We start from the raw sequence: 12,265 nt of genomic DNA, 5'->3' as shown, positions 1-12,265 counted from the left end.
GGTGGCAACCACAGAACCTACGAACACACCCGGAACCTTCTGGCCAAGGAGGCAAGGACGAACGATCACAACCGATAATCTGCCGGTATGACAGTGACGCCGATCCGAGCGCCGTTCACCTTGCACAAGGGGAACGTGCTCAAGGCCTACGGGAAGTGGCCTGCACCGAACACGATCATCTCCGACGGCGCCTACGGCGTCCGTGGGTTCCACGGAGATACGACGGGGGTCGAGGGTCTGGTGGACTGGTACCGGCCGCACGTCGCTGCCTGGGATCGCGCAGCACTGCCGGGAACCACACTCTGGTTCTGGAACACTGAAATCGGCTGGGCGACTGTCCATCCCCTTCTGGAGGCCCATGGTTGGGATTACGTCCAGACGGTGACCTGGGACAAAGGCATCGCCCATGTTGCTGGAAACGTGAATGGTCGGACAATCCGAAGGTTTCCAGTGGTGTCGGAAGTCTCAGTGCTGTACCAGCGTCGGTTCATGATCGACACGGTCGACGGTGCAATGGACGTCAAACCCTGGCTCAGATACGAATGGCAGCGGGCAGGCATCCCGCTGTACAAAGCCAATGAGGCGTGCGGAGTTAAAAACGCCGCCACTCGAAAATACCTGACTCAAGATTGGCTCTGGTACTGGCCTCCAGGAGAAATGGTCGAGCGGCTTGCTGCCTACGCGAACGAACATGGAATTCGAGCCGGTAGACCCTACTATTCGGTCGACGGCGAGCGTTCCGTGACGGCCGAAGAATGGGACGTTCTTCGATACCAATGGAGCCATGTCCACGGGCTGACCAACGTGTGGCAGAGACCGCCGCTGCACGGCAGTGAGCGCTTCAAAGGCACCCTGGAGCGTTCGGCACCTCGAGTGCACAACCCCTCCGTGCAGTCTGCGTCGCATCTGAATCAGAAGCCTTTGGAGTTCATGCGCCGCCAAGTCCAGGCCGTCACGACGCGAGGCGATGTCGTGTGGGAACCTTTTGGCGGCCTCGCGTCCGCATCAGTCGCCGCCGTCGAACTTGGCCGCCGCGCCTATGTCGCCGAGTTAAATCCAACGTTCCAGGACATCGCTAAGTCCCGCCTCGAAGAGGCGGTCGGTCGCACCGCTAACAGCACCGAGGTGAGCGCGTGAGCCTAGAAGAATGGGAGCGAGTGGCAAGAAGCGTAAAACCGGAACGACTTGAACTCGACCCATCGGATCCGAAGACAGTCCTCCAAGAGCGGGTCAGGAGCGCTTTGTTGGCGCTGCCCGGCGATTTCTCGTTCGACAATCCAATCTCCGGGGTAAACGCAACAGATCTCTTCAACCTAAATACTCTCCTCGGCGCCGGCATAGAAGTTGAGGTTGTTCGAACTCTCAATAGCTTGCGAGACATGTGGGACCCGGAAAACGAGTGGCTCGGCTACCGTTTCGAACGTTCAAGCCAATCGTTCCCGGACGTACGCCTCGTCCGTAGAGATGTCGGGGAGCCCGATATAGCACTCGGCATCGAGCTTAAGGGTTGGTGGCTACTCTCAAAGGAAGGCGTGCCGAGCCTCCGATATCAGGTAACCCCAGCCGCCTGCGCTCCGCACGACTTGCTTTGCGTGGTTCCGTGGCATCTGAGCAACGCGGTTGCCGGTGTCGCTCAGGTAACGGAACCGTGGGTGGAAAGCGCCCGGTACGCGGCCGAGTACCGGGACTTCTGGTGGCAGCATGTCCGTGATACGTCAAGCGACACGGGGATCGTGTATCCACCAAACGCAGGACCGTACCCCGGGAAGGCTGACCTGGTTCTGGCTGTGCCGAACTACGATGGCGGCGGCAACTATGGGCGCCTTCCACGCGCCAAACCGCTGATGGACGACTTTATCGCTCGCGCGGAGCAACATGAAATCCTTGGGATTCCGGTAAAGGCTTGGATCCTGTTCTTGCGTAGGCACAGCGACAACGCCGTCCCGGAGGAAATTCAGGAGGCACTTCAAGATGCGCTCTCGCGCCATGTGAACAAAGTCGCTCCCTCGGCAGCAGAGGAAATACTCGCCTTGCTCGACCGGATCGGCGGCCTACTACACGACTAATTTGCGATCCTAAGAATCCCCAGCTCTTCTCACAATTCTAGGGCTTACGGTGGCCTGATTAAGCAACGTGGGCGCTTTGGGGGCGTATTGTCGACAGCATGGCAATCATGGACTTGGGGTGCAGGGCGTGTAACGACGGGAAGAACATCTTCGCCGTTCCAGAAGAGGTGTGGAGCGTGAGAGAAGTCAACGGGCACCGTGTCATTGGAGAGTTCGCATGCAGGATCCACCCAGACGAGGACTTCATCTTCACACAAGCTGAAATTGTCGACGCCTGAACACTTAGGGCCTTGTCCAGGCTCGGCGCCGAGCCCCTGTCCTGGCAGGGTCTCGCCCTGCCAGGGTCGGGCGCTGCCAACAAATAACCCCACCATCGGCCACAGGGCAAGCAGTGGTAGGTGGCGCCGGCGTCTCCAGAATCGATGCACTCATCGCACGTCTCCATTTTCCTGCCGGTCCCGGTGCTGGCGGTCCTCGTCGGCGCGGCCCTGCCGGACCACACGGTCCACGGCCTTGACCGCTTCCGGATCAGCGCGCATGTCCTCGGGTTAGATCTTGCGCGGCCGCCCTGCCCGGCCGGGGCTCGCAGGCACTCCGGGCCAGGGCTTGCCAGCGTTGTACTTGCGCTGCAGCCGCTTCAGCTCACGCAACGTTGCCGCCTCAATCAGCTCCGAGATCGAGCTGTGCTTCTCCTGCTCCCCCACGGCCTCGAATGCCGCTCGTACCTGGTCTGCGTCCTCGACGCGGAAGTACGGAGAGAACGACGCCGGCTTCTCCTTGCTCACTCTTCCTCGGCCGTCCGGTACCCCTGCCCCGCGATCGCGTTCTGCGCCTCGGCCAGGTGTTCCCCCAGCTGTGAGGCCAGGGTGGCGGCCGCGCGCATGTGTTCGGCGGCCGTGGCCACCGACTCGGCCGGGTTCCGGCCGTCGTCCTCGTAGACGTCGTACTCATTCAGGGACCGCTCCAGGCCCGCGGCGAGCTGGCGCAGCGCCTGGGCCAGCATGTGCCCGGAGGCACCCTTCAGGTTCCCCAAGACCCGGTACACCGTGGGCGCCGGGTGGGTGCGGCTGTCATGGCAGATCGCGCGGACAGATTCATAGATCGCGTCGGCCTCCTGGACGACGGCAGGGGTTTCTTCGCTCATGTTGGTTCTCCTCATTCAAGGCGATCTTGGGCCGGATTCTAGGGCTGTCATCTGACACTGAGGGGGCTGGGGCGCCGAGCCGGCGCCCCAGCCTGGTTGATCAGAACGGCGGCTCGGTGTCCGGGCCGCTGCCCCAGCTACCGGCTGGCTCCTGGTGGGGTGTCGCCCACGGGTCGTCCTGGGGTGCGGCCTGGCGTCCGGCGCCCTGGCGTGCGGGTGTCTGCCCTTGGCTGCCCTGGCCGTTGCCGCGCTGGACGCGGTTGACCTTGGCTGTGGCGTAGCGGAGGCTCGGGCCGATCTCGTCCACCTCGAGCTCGATCACGGTGCGCTTCTCGCCTTCCTTGGTCTCGTAGGACCGGCTCTTGAGGCGTCCGGAAACGATCACGCGCATACCCTTGGTCAGGGACTCGGCCACGTTCTCGGCCGACTCACGCCAGACCTGCCCGCGCAGGAACAGGGTCTCCCCGTCCTTCCACTCGTTGGCCTGGCGGTCGAAGGTGCGCGGCGTCGACGCGACGGTGAAGTTCGCGACGGCGGACCCGCTGGGAGTGAACCTCAGCTCGGGGTCGTTCGTCAGGTTCCCGATCACGGTGATGGTGGTGTCTCCAGCCATTTCGGCTGCCCTCTTTTCGTGTTGGTTTTGGTGTTGCCGGGTCGGTACTGCGGTATTCAGTTGTCGGTCTTGAAGGCGTCGGTGACGGCCTTGATGCGCACAGGGTTCAGGCCGGCCCAGTGGTCGTGCTCGTCGACCACGACGATGGGGGCCTGGGAGTACCCGAGGTCGTTGGTGACGTACTCGATGGCCTCGGGGGTCTGGGTCAGGTCGATCACCTGGAAGTCCACACCGGGCGTCATGCCGGCCTCGCGGAACTTCTCCTCGGTCTTGGTGCAGCCGAAGCATCCGGGCTTGGTGTAGATGGTGATGGTCATCGGGATCAGATCCTTGAGTTTCGTGTCGGTTTTAGTAAGGGTTCAATCTGTCTCGGGTCAGCGGGCGAAGGCTTCGATGACCTTGAGGATCCCGGCCGCAGCGTTCGCCGCGATCGCGATCCCGAAGACGATCCACATCGCTGCCTTGCTGTCGAGGATCTTGCTCATTTCCCCGCCCCCTTCGTCCCGTCCTAATGTGTCCAGTCTACCGATAATCATATGATTATGTAAGGGTTTTCCGGGATTTATTCATATGATTTTCGGTGATCTTCGCGCGTGGTTGGCCCGTCAGCTTCCGGCGAATAGCCACCCGCACCTGGTCCTCGGAATAGAGCCGCCTCTGGACCCGACCCCGGTCCTTGGTTACTGCCAGCGGCAGCCGCACGACGTGTTCCCAGTGCCTCGTCTTAAGCCCAAGAGCGGTGAGCGCGGCGGTTCGGTGGGGCGGGCGGCTCAGGCCTGGACCATGGGAAACGTCCTGGTCTCTACGTGGTATAAGCGGCTGCTAGTGTGCCTTGCGTGACCCCGGCCGTCTGAGACACCCCCCAAGTCCTCCGGCCGGGGCACTTCACCTTCGTCTGAGCCCGCTTCTCCCCTGGCCACAGCTAGGGGACCACGGCGGCCGGCGCGAGTGGGCGCTCGAGTCGGGACGCCTCGCCGATACGGGCTCCGGCAAGGACGCTCTTCGATGAAAGAGCCGGAGGTCGAGGGAGCGCCGGCTGCGCCGACAGGACGGGAGCTAGCCTGTCCGGAGCGTCACGGGGTCAGTGTCTGGCCTCGGCCTGATGAAGCGGACGAGATGCCGATACGCGGTCCCGGTCCTCGCGGCGTCCGCGGACACTTCCACGGCCAGCGGCGTCACGAGCGTCAGGTGTACTGGGCCGGTGTCGCGCGCGAAGCGGCCGAACCAGCCTGGGGGAACTACTTCCGGCCACGGGTGGCCGCCGACCGGCGTGTGCAGGAACGGCGCGATCGCGGCCGCCTGCGCGGCCGTGAGCGGCCCGGTTCTTCCGGCCACCCTGAGCCTGCCCGTGCCGTCGTACAGGCCGAGGACGAGCTGGCGCGGCCTCGGCCGTGGCCCGAGCACGGCCGCCGCGACCGCATCGGACGGAGTGTACTTCTTGGTCTTGAGCCAGGAACGGCCGGTCCGATAGGGCTGGTCGGCCTTCGAGACGATGCCTTCCACGCCTGTGCAGGCGAGCTCGTCCCACCATTGGAGGGCGAGCTCACGGTCCAGGGTCGCCGGTGAGATCTGCATCGGCGGGGCAAACCCCGCGGCGAGCCCCTCGAGGAGCCGGCGCCGGTCGGACATGCGGAGCTGGCGCACGTCGCGGCCGAGCACGGCCAGGACATCGAACGCGACGAAGTTCACCGGGTGCGCGGCCGCGAGACGGCGGGCCAGAAGCGGGCCGGCGGAAAGGCGGTGCAGCACCGCGTCGAAGTCCAGGCGCCCGTCGCCCCAGGAGACGATCTCGCCGTCGACGACCGTCGAGTCCGGGATCTGGGCGACGGCGGCTTGCTCGAGCTCAGGAAACGATGCGGTGAGGTCCGCGCCGTTCCGGGAAAAGATCCGGGTGCGTCCGTCCGCGATCACGACAGCGGCCCTTACGCCGTCCCATTTGGGCTCGAATTGCAGGCCCGGCGCGTCGGGGATCGCGGGTATGGCCCTGGCCAGGGCGAGGTCGAAGGCCCCGCCGAGCGCCTCAGCCCGTCCGGCCGTCATCGCTGGCCGCTTCGGGCACAGACGGCTTCTCGTCCTCTCCTCTGCGGAACTCGCGCTCCTCGTTGAGGCGCATGAGACGGATGCCTGCCCAGGGATCCTGGCCCGCCTCGGTCCCGCGGAGCTCGTCGCGCACGCGCCTGTTCAGATCGTCGATGTCACCGGACATTTCAGCCTCCACCACCAGTGTGGACCCGGAAGCCCCCGTCCTCGCTGTGGGATCAGGCCGAGCGGCCGAGCCACCGCAGCACGAAGTCGGCGCTCATCGGAGCCCGAAGGCTGCATTGGGGTCGGCCCGTACCGGTCGCAGCGCCTCCCTCGGCACCCAGCGCTCGATCACGGCTGGGTCGGGCTCCCCTTCGACGTCGACGCAGTACAGGATCCGCGCGTGCCACTGGTAGCTGTGGCGTCGCCAGGACACGATGAGGGCTTGGCGCGGCTGGGTTCCGGGCTCGTCGTTTTCGAGGAACCATGCGTGCCTTGTCTTGTGCGGACGCGGGTACAGCCGGTCGCGCCGCGGGGTGGACATACACCAAAGATAGAACGTCTGTTCACATGTGTGGATATCGTGTGAACAGACATTCTATAGGTACCCGCCTCACGCCTCGGGCGCACCCGTCCGCTGCTCCAGCCGCCAACCGCGGACGCCCCGGCCGGGGACGAAGTCCCATCCCTCATCCCTGCAAGACGCGCAGTAGAGATTCACGTCGTGCTGCCGGAAGCCGGGGATGTTGTCGTGTTCCTCGACGACCGAGCCCTTCCCGCAAGGGCAGGCATACTCGTACCGCTCTGTGTCCCCGGACCCTGCCCCGAAGCCGGCGTGCCCCTCTTCCGAGGAACGCCGTAGTTCTGTGCGTATGCCCCGCTCGCTTTCGCTCATGATCTGTCCCCTCATCTTCGGTCGGTGACAGCAAGTATCCACTGAGAGGGGGCCGCGGACGGGGTGTCAGAGGAGGGTGTCGGCCCAGTCGGCTCCGGTCGATCCAGAGTCCGCGTACACGACGGCCGCGGGCGTCTCGTCGTCGCCCTCGTCCAGGACGCGGTAGCCGAGCACGGAGGCCTCGAGGCGGCGCAGCTCGAGCCCGCCCATCGCGGCGGCCAGGATCTCCTCGCGGCGGCCGACGAGGGCCAGGGTGAGTCCTTCGGGGTGGTTCCCTGGCATCTCCTGCATGGCGAGGTGGGTCGCCCCGGAGACGAGCATCGCGCGCACTTCGGCGTCGCTCGCGCCGCTGGCGAGGGCGTAGTCGATCTGGGCCGGGGTCGAGTGCCTGGCGTCGGCGGCCGCGGCGATGACGTCGGCAAGGAGGCGCATGGCTCCGATCCTTCCATGGCGGTGCGCGCCGTACGGCTTGATCAGGTCGGGGGGGAAGGCGTCCCTCTGCCTCTCTTAGTACTCTTAGTACTAAGAGAGGCAGAGGGACGCCATTCCCATGCGGTGGGCTTGTCAAGGCCGTCCCTTGTCTTCACTCCCCCATCGGCCGGCCCTGGGGCAGTTCGCGGGCCTTGACCGGGGGGAACGGCTTGCCGTGGTTGTACTTGCGCTCGAGGCGTTCGACTTCTGCCATGACGGCGTCGTTGATGAACTTCGAGAGCGATCGCGACCCTTCGGTGACAAGCGTGTGGAGGAGGGCGGCGCGCATGCGGTCGGTGTCCTCGGGTTCCTGGTAGAAGCTGGTCTTGGGCGGGTACTTCGTCTTGGCCCGGGCCGACTGCCGCCCGGGGTCGGCTGGCTCGGAGGCCGCGGCCGTAGGCGTGGGCGGCTCGGCCACTGGCTGCGGTGCGGCTGGCGGGGCGATGGGGCTCGACCCGGCCAGGCTCGACCTGCGGGGTGCGGGGCGGGCGCTCATGAGGCGTTTGCTCCTTCCAGTGTTGCGAGGTGCTCGGCATAGATCGCGCCGAGCGCGGCGGCGTCGGCGGTCCCCCATTCGTCGAGGCCGCGGGCTGCCTCGGTGGCGTCCGCGATGGCGACGCGCTTGGGGATGGGCGGGGCGAGGACGCTCAGGCCCCGCTCCTTGGCGGCGGCGTTCAGCTCGTCCAGCCAGTACTTGCCGCCGATGGTCTGCTCCTCGTGCTGGTTGACGATGACGCCGCAGATCCGCAGCAGGGGGTTGTAGTACTGGCGCACGCTGTCGATCGTCTTCAGGAGCTGCGCGAGCCCGGACAGGCTCCACTGCTTCGAGTGGGTCACGATGACCACGCCGTGGGCGGCCGTCAGGCCGTTGATGGTGAGCTGGTCCAGGCTGGGGGCGCAGTCGATCAGGATCAGGTCGTAGTCCTCGATGACGCTGGCCAGGGCCTCGCGCAGCCTGCCCTCGCGGCCGGCCCCTGCGATGACGAGCTCGTCGCGCACGAAGCCCAGCGTCTCCCCGCTGGTTGGCACGACTTCCAGGCCGGCCCAGACGCCGGGCACGATGACGTCGCGCAGCGTCTCGTCGGCGCGAGCGCTGAGTGCATCGGCAAGGCCGGCCTGGTCGTCGGGCACGTCCTCGGCGGCAGCCGTGGAGGTGATGTTGCCCTGGGGGTCGAGGTCGACCACGAGCACGCGGGAGCCGCGCCGCACGGCCGCGCGGGCGAGCTGGAAACCCGTGGTGCTCTTGCCGACGCCGCCCTTCTGGTTGCACAGGGCGAAGATTCGAGCTGTCATGATGCCTCCATTGCTGGTAACAGTACTGTTGGTGGCGCGGCGCTGTCGATCAGGGCCGCGCCACGCCCGGCCTGGGCGGGCTGGCCGGTCGCCCTGTGTCGCATCTGACTCTATTAGTACTGATGCTGGGAATGGTGGCGCAAGGCCCTAGGGCCTGACCACCTCGATGGGGCGGCCGTCCATCTGGGAGGGGTAAAGCACCCGCTCGATGACGCCCTGTCCGCCGGGTGCCTCGAGCCTCACGCCGTGTACGGGGGATCCGGGCTCGATGGGGCCGAGCGGGCTCGCGACGGTCCGGGGGCCGACGTACACGTGCCCGTCGTAGCCGATGATCCGGTCTCCCCTGCGGAGGTCTGCGAGCCGGTGGACGGTGATGGTCTGCATTCGCTGGTCCTTTCAGTTCTCTTAGTACTAAGAGTACTGGGACTCTTAGTACTAAGAGAACTATTAGTGGTGCCCGTGGCCCGCTTGGGCCTAGTCGCGGGGCGTAAGGTCGCGCGCCCGCATGGTGATGTGGGTTACGTCCTCGTGGGCGAGGGCGCCGGAGCCGTCGTTGCGCGGGGCGAGCGTGTACGGCGCGTTCAGGCGCACGGTCACCCAGCCCGTCCGGTGGGAGACGCTCTCGATGGTCCCCGTGGCGCATCCTCCAATCGGTATGTCGTACCACTCGACGGTTTGTCCGATGTGCAGGTCGGTCGTTGCGGCCATGGTGGTTCGCCTTTCCTTGTGCTGGTTGTGGGGCCCCGGGCGGGGCCCCACGTGGTTTCTAGGCGCTGGCGCCTTGGTGGTGGCGGTCTCCTTCCTCGTCGGCGCGGCTGTGGTTCTCGAGCCATGCGGCGGCCTCGTGGGTGTGTCCGCAGGCCTCGAAGAGCTCGGCTATGGCCTCCGCCTCCGTGCAGGTGAGCTGCTGGGCGAGGTCTAGGGCGAGGTCGCGGCCCCAGGCTTCCAGGAACCGGCTGAGCGGGGAGCTGGGGGCGACTGTCTGCATTGCCATGTTAATACCTCTCTTGGTAGTAAGAGTACTATTAGTGGCTTTTTGGCGGTCTGCCTTCAGTGCTCGGGGCTTCGATGCTCGGCGTCGGGGCTCTCGCGCCTAAGGCCTCGATTCCCTCTTTCAGTACTAATAGTACTATTGCCACCCATTCAGGTCAAGGTGGCAATAGTACTATTAGGGTTGGTCAGGCTGCGTCTTCGCCGGGCTCGGCGGGCGCGGTGATGGCGTCCGCGAGGGTGTGCGCTGCGCGCAGTACGCGGGCGGCGGTTCCCTTGATGGCCTCTGCCTCGCCCTGGCTCCATCCGGCGACGTAGCCGATGCTGTAGGCGGTGGTGTCGAGTCCGAGGAGGCCGGCGACGACGTAGGCCACGCTCTCTGCCTCGGTCTCCTTGATGCCCCGGTGCTGGACGTACTCGGCGTGGTCCTCCTCGGCGTGCAGGATGACGTGGGCGGCCTCGTGGAGGGCGGTCTTGGCGGCCTGTGCGGGGGAGAGGTCGGCGTCGACTACGACGCGCCGGGTGCCGTCGGTGGTGGTGTAGCCGTTGACGCTGCCGGGGATCTGCTCGCGCTCGAAGCTCCAGCCCTGCCCGGTGAGCCAGTCGGCGGCCGCGGCGAGGATGCCGCGGGGCTCCTCGCCCTCGAGGCGGCGGGCGATCTGGGAAGGGTCGCCGGCCTCGGGGTCGGTGAGGTCGGTCTGGGAGATGTCGAACACGCTCAGCACGGGGTAGTAGGTCACCACACGCTCGCCCTTCTCGTTCGTCTCGGCGTCCTCCTCTCCCTCGGGCGCCTCCTCGTCGGTGACCTTCTTCTGGCGGAAGCCGAAGATCCGGATGGCCTTCTCGCCCTTGCGGACCTGTCGGCCCTTCTCCTGCCACTGCCGGAAGCCTGCGACGCGGGTGGCAGTGGGGCACTGGGCGAGGATCAGGAGGACGTTGCTCAGGCTGTAGCTGTGGAAGCTGCGGGCGAAGTCCAGGAAGAGCTGCCACTGCTCCGAGCCGCGCAGCTCCTCGACCTGCTCCGCGATCGATGCCTGCAGGGCCTCGGCCTGCGCCCGGCGCTCCTCGGGGCTCTTGCGGGTGGTGACCTTGCGTGCCATCTCTATTGCCTCCAATGGTGGTAACAGTACTATTAGTTGTCTTTTGTGCGGGTCATTCGGCGGGGGAGAGGGTGACCCACTGGGAGGCGGCCAGCTCGACGTCGAAGTCGAGTTCTTCGGTGGCGACGGCGACAGTGCCGAAGAGGCTCGTGGCCGAGGCCACGGTGAGGGTCTGGCCTTCGCCTCCGAGTTCGGGGCCGAAGACGAACCGGGTCCCGGCTGTCAGGTTCGCAGCCGCGGTCCGGATGGTCCATGCGCTCTGGGCCTGCTCCATTGTGTCTTCCTCTCTTGGTGGGCTCAGTACTAATAGTACTATAAGTGGTGTTGGTGGGCAAACTGGATTCCTTGATTTTCCGGGCTTTTCGGGGAATCTTGGTAGGTCCGTCCGCGTGGTGAGCTGTCCGGGTGTCCGCGGAATGAGGCCGTCCTAGAAGGCGAGGACCGGCCGCCGGTTCCCTCGCTCGCGCCCACACGCACCGCCCGCCCAGTGCCTCGTCTTAAGCCAAAGAACGACGACCACGACGGCGGGGTGGGCCGGCAGCTCAGGCCTGGACCATGGGGACCTTGCAGCTGTTAGGGGCGGCTTGTGAATTCCTGAAATGTCTGGCGCTAAGGTTGGTGCGGCTTCGAGTTGCATACTCAAGGCGAACTGGTGGCCTGCCCGAACACGTCGGACAGGCCACCTCTCAGTTGCTGTTTACAAAGGCGATCACGAGCTCGGTGACGAGTCGGGCCAACCGCAAAACGGCGAGCCAGACGGCAAACTTCGGCTCAGGTTGTCGTGGCACGGTTACTCCTTTCAGGCCGCGACCGCGCCCCGCGTGTTGGATATCGTGCCGAGATCGCCGTATCGTGGCGTTGTAACGACGACACGCTTCCAACAGGGAGCGCTGCTTCTGGCATTGGCCGGAGTTGGAGGGCCCGCTGCAACGGGTCCTCCTTCGTTTAGACCAATACTCGCCTTTCTTAGCGACACAATCATGATCGCGCCGGTTAGATTAACGCTGCCTAGTTTGGGGTAAGTGTCAGCTGCACTTGCGGTTAACGAGGGGTGCTTCGTATCCCGAGCTCTGCCGCACTTCCAGGGCTGGCTGATGCAACGGTGTCCAAACCCGAACAGCGGAAACTTCCGGGGTTTGCTTGGCGGTCTTCTTGCGGCGGCTTTCTGCGAACATCGCCCGGATCGTGGCCAGGGCGCGGACCTTCTCCGGGGAGTCGCCCTGGTCGAGCCGGGCGGCGTGCTCGGCTTGCTTCTCGAGCACGCGTCGTCGTTCGATGGCCTGGGCCGTGCGGGCGGCCTGCCTGCGTTGCTCGGGGGAGCGTACGGGTTCGCCGTCGCGGGTCCAGCCGGCGAGGCGGTAGCGGAGCCAGCCGCGCACTCGGCTCGTATCCGCCCAGGTCGGCGCGCCGTCGTGGGGCCAGCGCGTCCCGTCAGGACGCCAGTCGAGGGCGTGGAGGACGTCGCTGGCACACCATCCGGCGATGAAGAACGGCCGGAGCACGGCCGCGACGTCGCGCACGCTCAAACAGCGCAGCGCTGGCGCACGGTGACAGACCTCGGCAGAGGCGGCCCGCCGGGTCATCGTCGTGGCTGGCGTCCGGTGGAGCGGCCACAGCGTCAGCGGGCGATTCTCGCCTGTGGCGAGTCGCGGGGGGGGGGGGGCGGGGGGG

General features: G+C 65.9%; 20 protein-coding genes. 3 read left to right on the top strand and 17 right to left on the bottom strand.

Going from position 1 to position 12,265, the window contains the following annotated elements; genetic code table 11:
- The first annotated feature begins 87 nt into the window (after window positions 1–87).
- The 3 genes from RBS12_RS19095 (at window position 88) to RBS12_RS19085 (ending at window position 2,344) form a co-directional block, all read left to right on the top strand.
- Window positions 88–1,137, top strand: coding sequence for a DNA methyltransferase (locus tag RBS12_RS19095; RefSeq protein ID WP_307967750.1), 1,050 nt, complete (start codon window positions 88–90; stop codon window positions 1,135–1,137).
- The gene (locus tag RBS12_RS19090) at window positions 1,134–2,066 is read left to right on the top strand and encodes a hypothetical protein (RefSeq protein ID WP_307967749.1); all 933 of its coding nucleotides are present in this window, start codon (window positions 1,134–1,136) and stop codon (window positions 2,064–2,066) included. The genes RBS12_RS19095 and RBS12_RS19090 overlap by 4 nt, the downstream gene beginning before the upstream one ends.
- A gap of 98 nt (window positions 2,067–2,164) precedes the next feature.
- Window positions 2,165–2,344, top strand: coding sequence for a hypothetical protein (locus RBS12_RS19085; RefSeq protein ID WP_307967748.1), 180 nt, complete (start codon window positions 2,165–2,167; stop codon window positions 2,342–2,344).
- A 270-nt stretch (window positions 2,345–2,614) separates the two neighbouring features.
- On the opposite strand, the gene RBS12_RS19080 is transcribed toward RBS12_RS19085, so the two are convergent.
- From RBS12_RS19080 to RBS12_RS19000, 17 genes are all read right to left on the bottom strand, one after another.
- On the bottom strand, window positions 2,615–2,851 hold the full coding sequence (locus tag RBS12_RS19080) for a hypothetical protein (RefSeq protein WP_307967746.1): 237 nt from the start codon (window positions 2,849–2,851) through the stop codon (window positions 2,615–2,617).
- Window positions 2,848–3,210 (bottom strand): hypothetical protein, encoded by a 363-nt coding sequence (locus tag RBS12_RS19075; RefSeq protein ID WP_307967745.1) that lies wholly within the window; start codon window positions 3,208–3,210, stop codon window positions 2,848–2,850. Before RBS12_RS19075 ends, RBS12_RS19080 begins: the two co-directional genes overlap by 4 nt.
- A gap of 100 nt (window positions 3,211–3,310) precedes the next feature.
- Window positions 3,311–3,823 carry a single-stranded DNA-binding protein gene (locus RBS12_RS19070; RefSeq protein ID WP_307967744.1) on the bottom strand — a complete coding sequence of 171 codons (513 nt, stop codon included), beginning with the start codon at window positions 3,821–3,823 and terminating at the stop codon, window positions 3,311–3,313.
- 56 nt (window positions 3,824–3,879) lie between these two features.
- Entirely contained in the window at window positions 3,880–4,140 is a 261-nt protein-coding gene (locus RBS12_RS19065; RefSeq protein WP_307967743.1) for a glutaredoxin family protein, read from the bottom strand.
- Window positions 4,141–4,879: 739 nt separating this feature from the next.
- Entirely contained in the window at window positions 4,880–5,863 is a 984-nt protein-coding gene (locus RBS12_RS19060; protein WP_307967742.1) for an ATP-dependent DNA ligase, read from the bottom strand.
- Window positions 5,844–6,029 carry a hypothetical protein gene (locus RBS12_RS19055; protein ID WP_307967741.1) on the bottom strand — a complete coding sequence of 62 codons (186 nt, stop codon included), beginning with the start codon at window positions 6,027–6,029 and terminating at the stop codon, window positions 5,844–5,846. The genes RBS12_RS19060 and RBS12_RS19055 overlap by 20 nt, the downstream gene beginning before the upstream one ends.
- Before the next feature lie 93 nt (window positions 6,030–6,122).
- Window positions 6,123–6,389 carry a hypothetical protein gene (locus tag RBS12_RS19050; RefSeq protein WP_307967740.1) on the bottom strand — a complete coding sequence of 89 codons (267 nt, stop codon included), beginning with the start codon at window positions 6,387–6,389 and terminating at the stop codon, window positions 6,123–6,125.
- Between the two features lie 69 nt (window positions 6,390–6,458).
- Window positions 6,459–6,740, bottom strand: coding sequence for a hypothetical protein (locus RBS12_RS19045; protein ID WP_307967739.1), 282 nt, complete (start codon window positions 6,738–6,740; stop codon window positions 6,459–6,461).
- Window positions 6,741–6,806: 66 nt separating this feature from the next.
- Window positions 6,807–7,172, bottom strand: coding sequence for a hypothetical protein (locus RBS12_RS19040; RefSeq protein ID WP_307967738.1), 366 nt, complete (start codon window positions 7,170–7,172; stop codon window positions 6,807–6,809).
- A gap of 151 nt (window positions 7,173–7,323) precedes the next feature.
- Entirely contained in the window at window positions 7,324–7,707 is a 384-nt protein-coding gene (locus tag RBS12_RS19035) for a hypothetical protein (RefSeq protein ID WP_307967737.1), read from the bottom strand.
- The gene (locus tag RBS12_RS19030) at window positions 7,704–8,504 is read right to left on the bottom strand and encodes a ParA family protein (protein ID WP_307967736.1); all 801 of its coding nucleotides are present in this window, start codon (window positions 8,502–8,504) and stop codon (window positions 7,704–7,706) included. Before RBS12_RS19030 ends, RBS12_RS19035 begins: the two co-directional genes overlap by 4 nt.
- Window positions 8,505–8,651: 147 nt before the next feature.
- A complete protein-coding gene (locus tag RBS12_RS19025) occupies window positions 8,652–8,888 on the bottom strand; it encodes a hypothetical protein (protein WP_307967735.1) in 237 nt (78 codons plus the stop codon).
- A 90-nt stretch (window positions 8,889–8,978) separates the two neighbouring features.
- Window positions 8,979–9,212, bottom strand: coding sequence for a hypothetical protein (locus tag RBS12_RS19020; protein ID WP_307967734.1), 234 nt, complete (start codon window positions 9,210–9,212; stop codon window positions 8,979–8,981).
- A gap of 58 nt (window positions 9,213–9,270) precedes the next feature.
- Window positions 9,271–9,498: a hypothetical protein gene (locus RBS12_RS19015; RefSeq protein WP_307967733.1), complete on the bottom strand. Its 228-nt coding sequence runs from the start codon at window positions 9,496–9,498 to the stop codon at window positions 9,271–9,273.
- Between the two features lie 184 nt (window positions 9,499–9,682).
- Window positions 9,683–10,594: an ArdC-like ssDNA-binding domain-containing protein gene (locus RBS12_RS19010; RefSeq protein ID WP_307967732.1), complete on the bottom strand. Its 912-nt coding sequence runs from the start codon at window positions 10,592–10,594 to the stop codon at window positions 9,683–9,685.
- A gap of 52 nt (window positions 10,595–10,646) precedes the next feature.
- Entirely contained in the window at window positions 10,647–10,868 is a 222-nt protein-coding gene (locus RBS12_RS19005) for a hypothetical protein (RefSeq protein ID WP_307967731.1), read from the bottom strand.
- Between the two features lie 751 nt (window positions 10,869–11,619).
- Window positions 11,620–12,114, bottom strand: a complete 495-nt coding sequence (locus tag RBS12_RS19000) for a hypothetical protein (protein WP_307967730.1) — start codon at window positions 12,112–12,114, stop codon at window positions 11,620–11,622.
- Between the last annotated feature and the right edge of the window lie 151 nt (window positions 12,115–12,265).

Source organism: Sinomonas sp. ASV322, from assembly GCF_030908245.1.
Lineage (GTDB): Bacteria > Actinomycetota > Actinomycetes > Actinomycetales > Micrococcaceae > Sinomonas.
Note: the sequence above shows the minus strand (reverse complement) of the source record. Positions and strands in the feature narration are given on the sequence as shown.

What these genes read in the sequence shown, in the direction of transcription:
- RBS12_RS19045 (WP_307967739.1), bottom strand. Translation starts at nt 6,740, where the DNA reads ATGAGCGAAAGCGAGCGGGGCATACGCACAGAACTACGGCGTTCCTCG.
- RBS12_RS19060 (WP_307967742.1), bottom strand. Translation starts at nt 5,863, where the DNA reads ATGACGGCCGGACGGGCTGAGGCGCTCGGCGGGGCCTTCGACCTCGCC.
- RBS12_RS19055 (WP_307967741.1), bottom strand. Translation starts at nt 6,029, where the DNA reads ATGTCCGGTGACATCGACGATCTGAACAGGCGCGTGCGCGACGAGCTC.
- RBS12_RS19075 (WP_307967745.1), bottom strand. Translation starts at nt 3,210, where the DNA reads ATGAGCGAAGAAACCCCTGCCGTCGTCCAGGAGGCCGACGCGATCTAT.
- RBS12_RS19085 (WP_307967748.1), top strand. Translation starts at nt 2,165, where the DNA reads ATGGCAATCATGGACTTGGGGTGCAGGGCGTGTAACGACGGGAAGAAC.
- RBS12_RS19010 (WP_307967732.1), bottom strand. Translation starts at nt 10,594, where the DNA reads ATGGCACGCAAGGTCACCACCCGCAAGAGCCCCGAGGAGCGCCGGGCG.
- RBS12_RS19030 (WP_307967736.1), bottom strand. Translation starts at nt 8,504, where the DNA reads ATGACAGCTCGAATCTTCGCCCTGTGCAACCAGAAGGGCGGCGTCGGC.
- RBS12_RS19095 (WP_307967750.1), top strand. Translation starts at nt 88, where the DNA reads ATGACAGTGACGCCGATCCGAGCGCCGTTCACCTTGCACAAGGGGAAC.
- RBS12_RS19040 (WP_307967738.1), bottom strand. Translation starts at nt 7,172, where the DNA reads ATGCGCCTCCTTGCCGACGTCATCGCCGCGGCCGCCGACGCCAGGCAC.
- RBS12_RS19005 (WP_307967731.1), bottom strand. Translation starts at nt 10,868, where the DNA reads ATGGAGCAGGCCCAGAGCGCATGGACCATCCGGACCGCGGCTGCGAAC.
- RBS12_RS19015 (WP_307967733.1), bottom strand. Translation starts at nt 9,498, where the DNA reads ATGGCAATGCAGACAGTCGCCCCCAGCTCCCCGCTCAGCCGGTTCCTG.
- RBS12_RS19020 (WP_307967734.1), bottom strand. Translation starts at nt 9,212, where the DNA reads ATGGCCGCAACGACCGACCTGCACATCGGACAAACCGTCGAGTGGTAC.
- RBS12_RS19065 (WP_307967743.1), bottom strand. Translation starts at nt 4,140, where the DNA reads ATGACCATCACCATCTACACCAAGCCCGGATGCTTCGGCTGCACCAAG.
- RBS12_RS19035 (WP_307967737.1), bottom strand. Translation starts at nt 7,707, where the DNA reads ATGAGCGCCCGCCCCGCACCCCGCAGGTCGAGCCTGGCCGGGTCGAGC.
- RBS12_RS19050 (WP_307967740.1), bottom strand. Translation starts at nt 6,389, where the DNA reads ATGTCCACCCCGCGGCGCGACCGGCTGTACCCGCGTCCGCACAAGACA.
- RBS12_RS19025 (WP_307967735.1), bottom strand. Translation starts at nt 8,888, where the DNA reads ATGCAGACCATCACCGTCCACCGGCTCGCAGACCTCCGCAGGGGAGAC.
- RBS12_RS19070 (WP_307967744.1), bottom strand. Translation starts at nt 3,823, where the DNA reads ATGGCTGGAGACACCACCATCACCGTGATCGGGAACCTGACGAACGAC.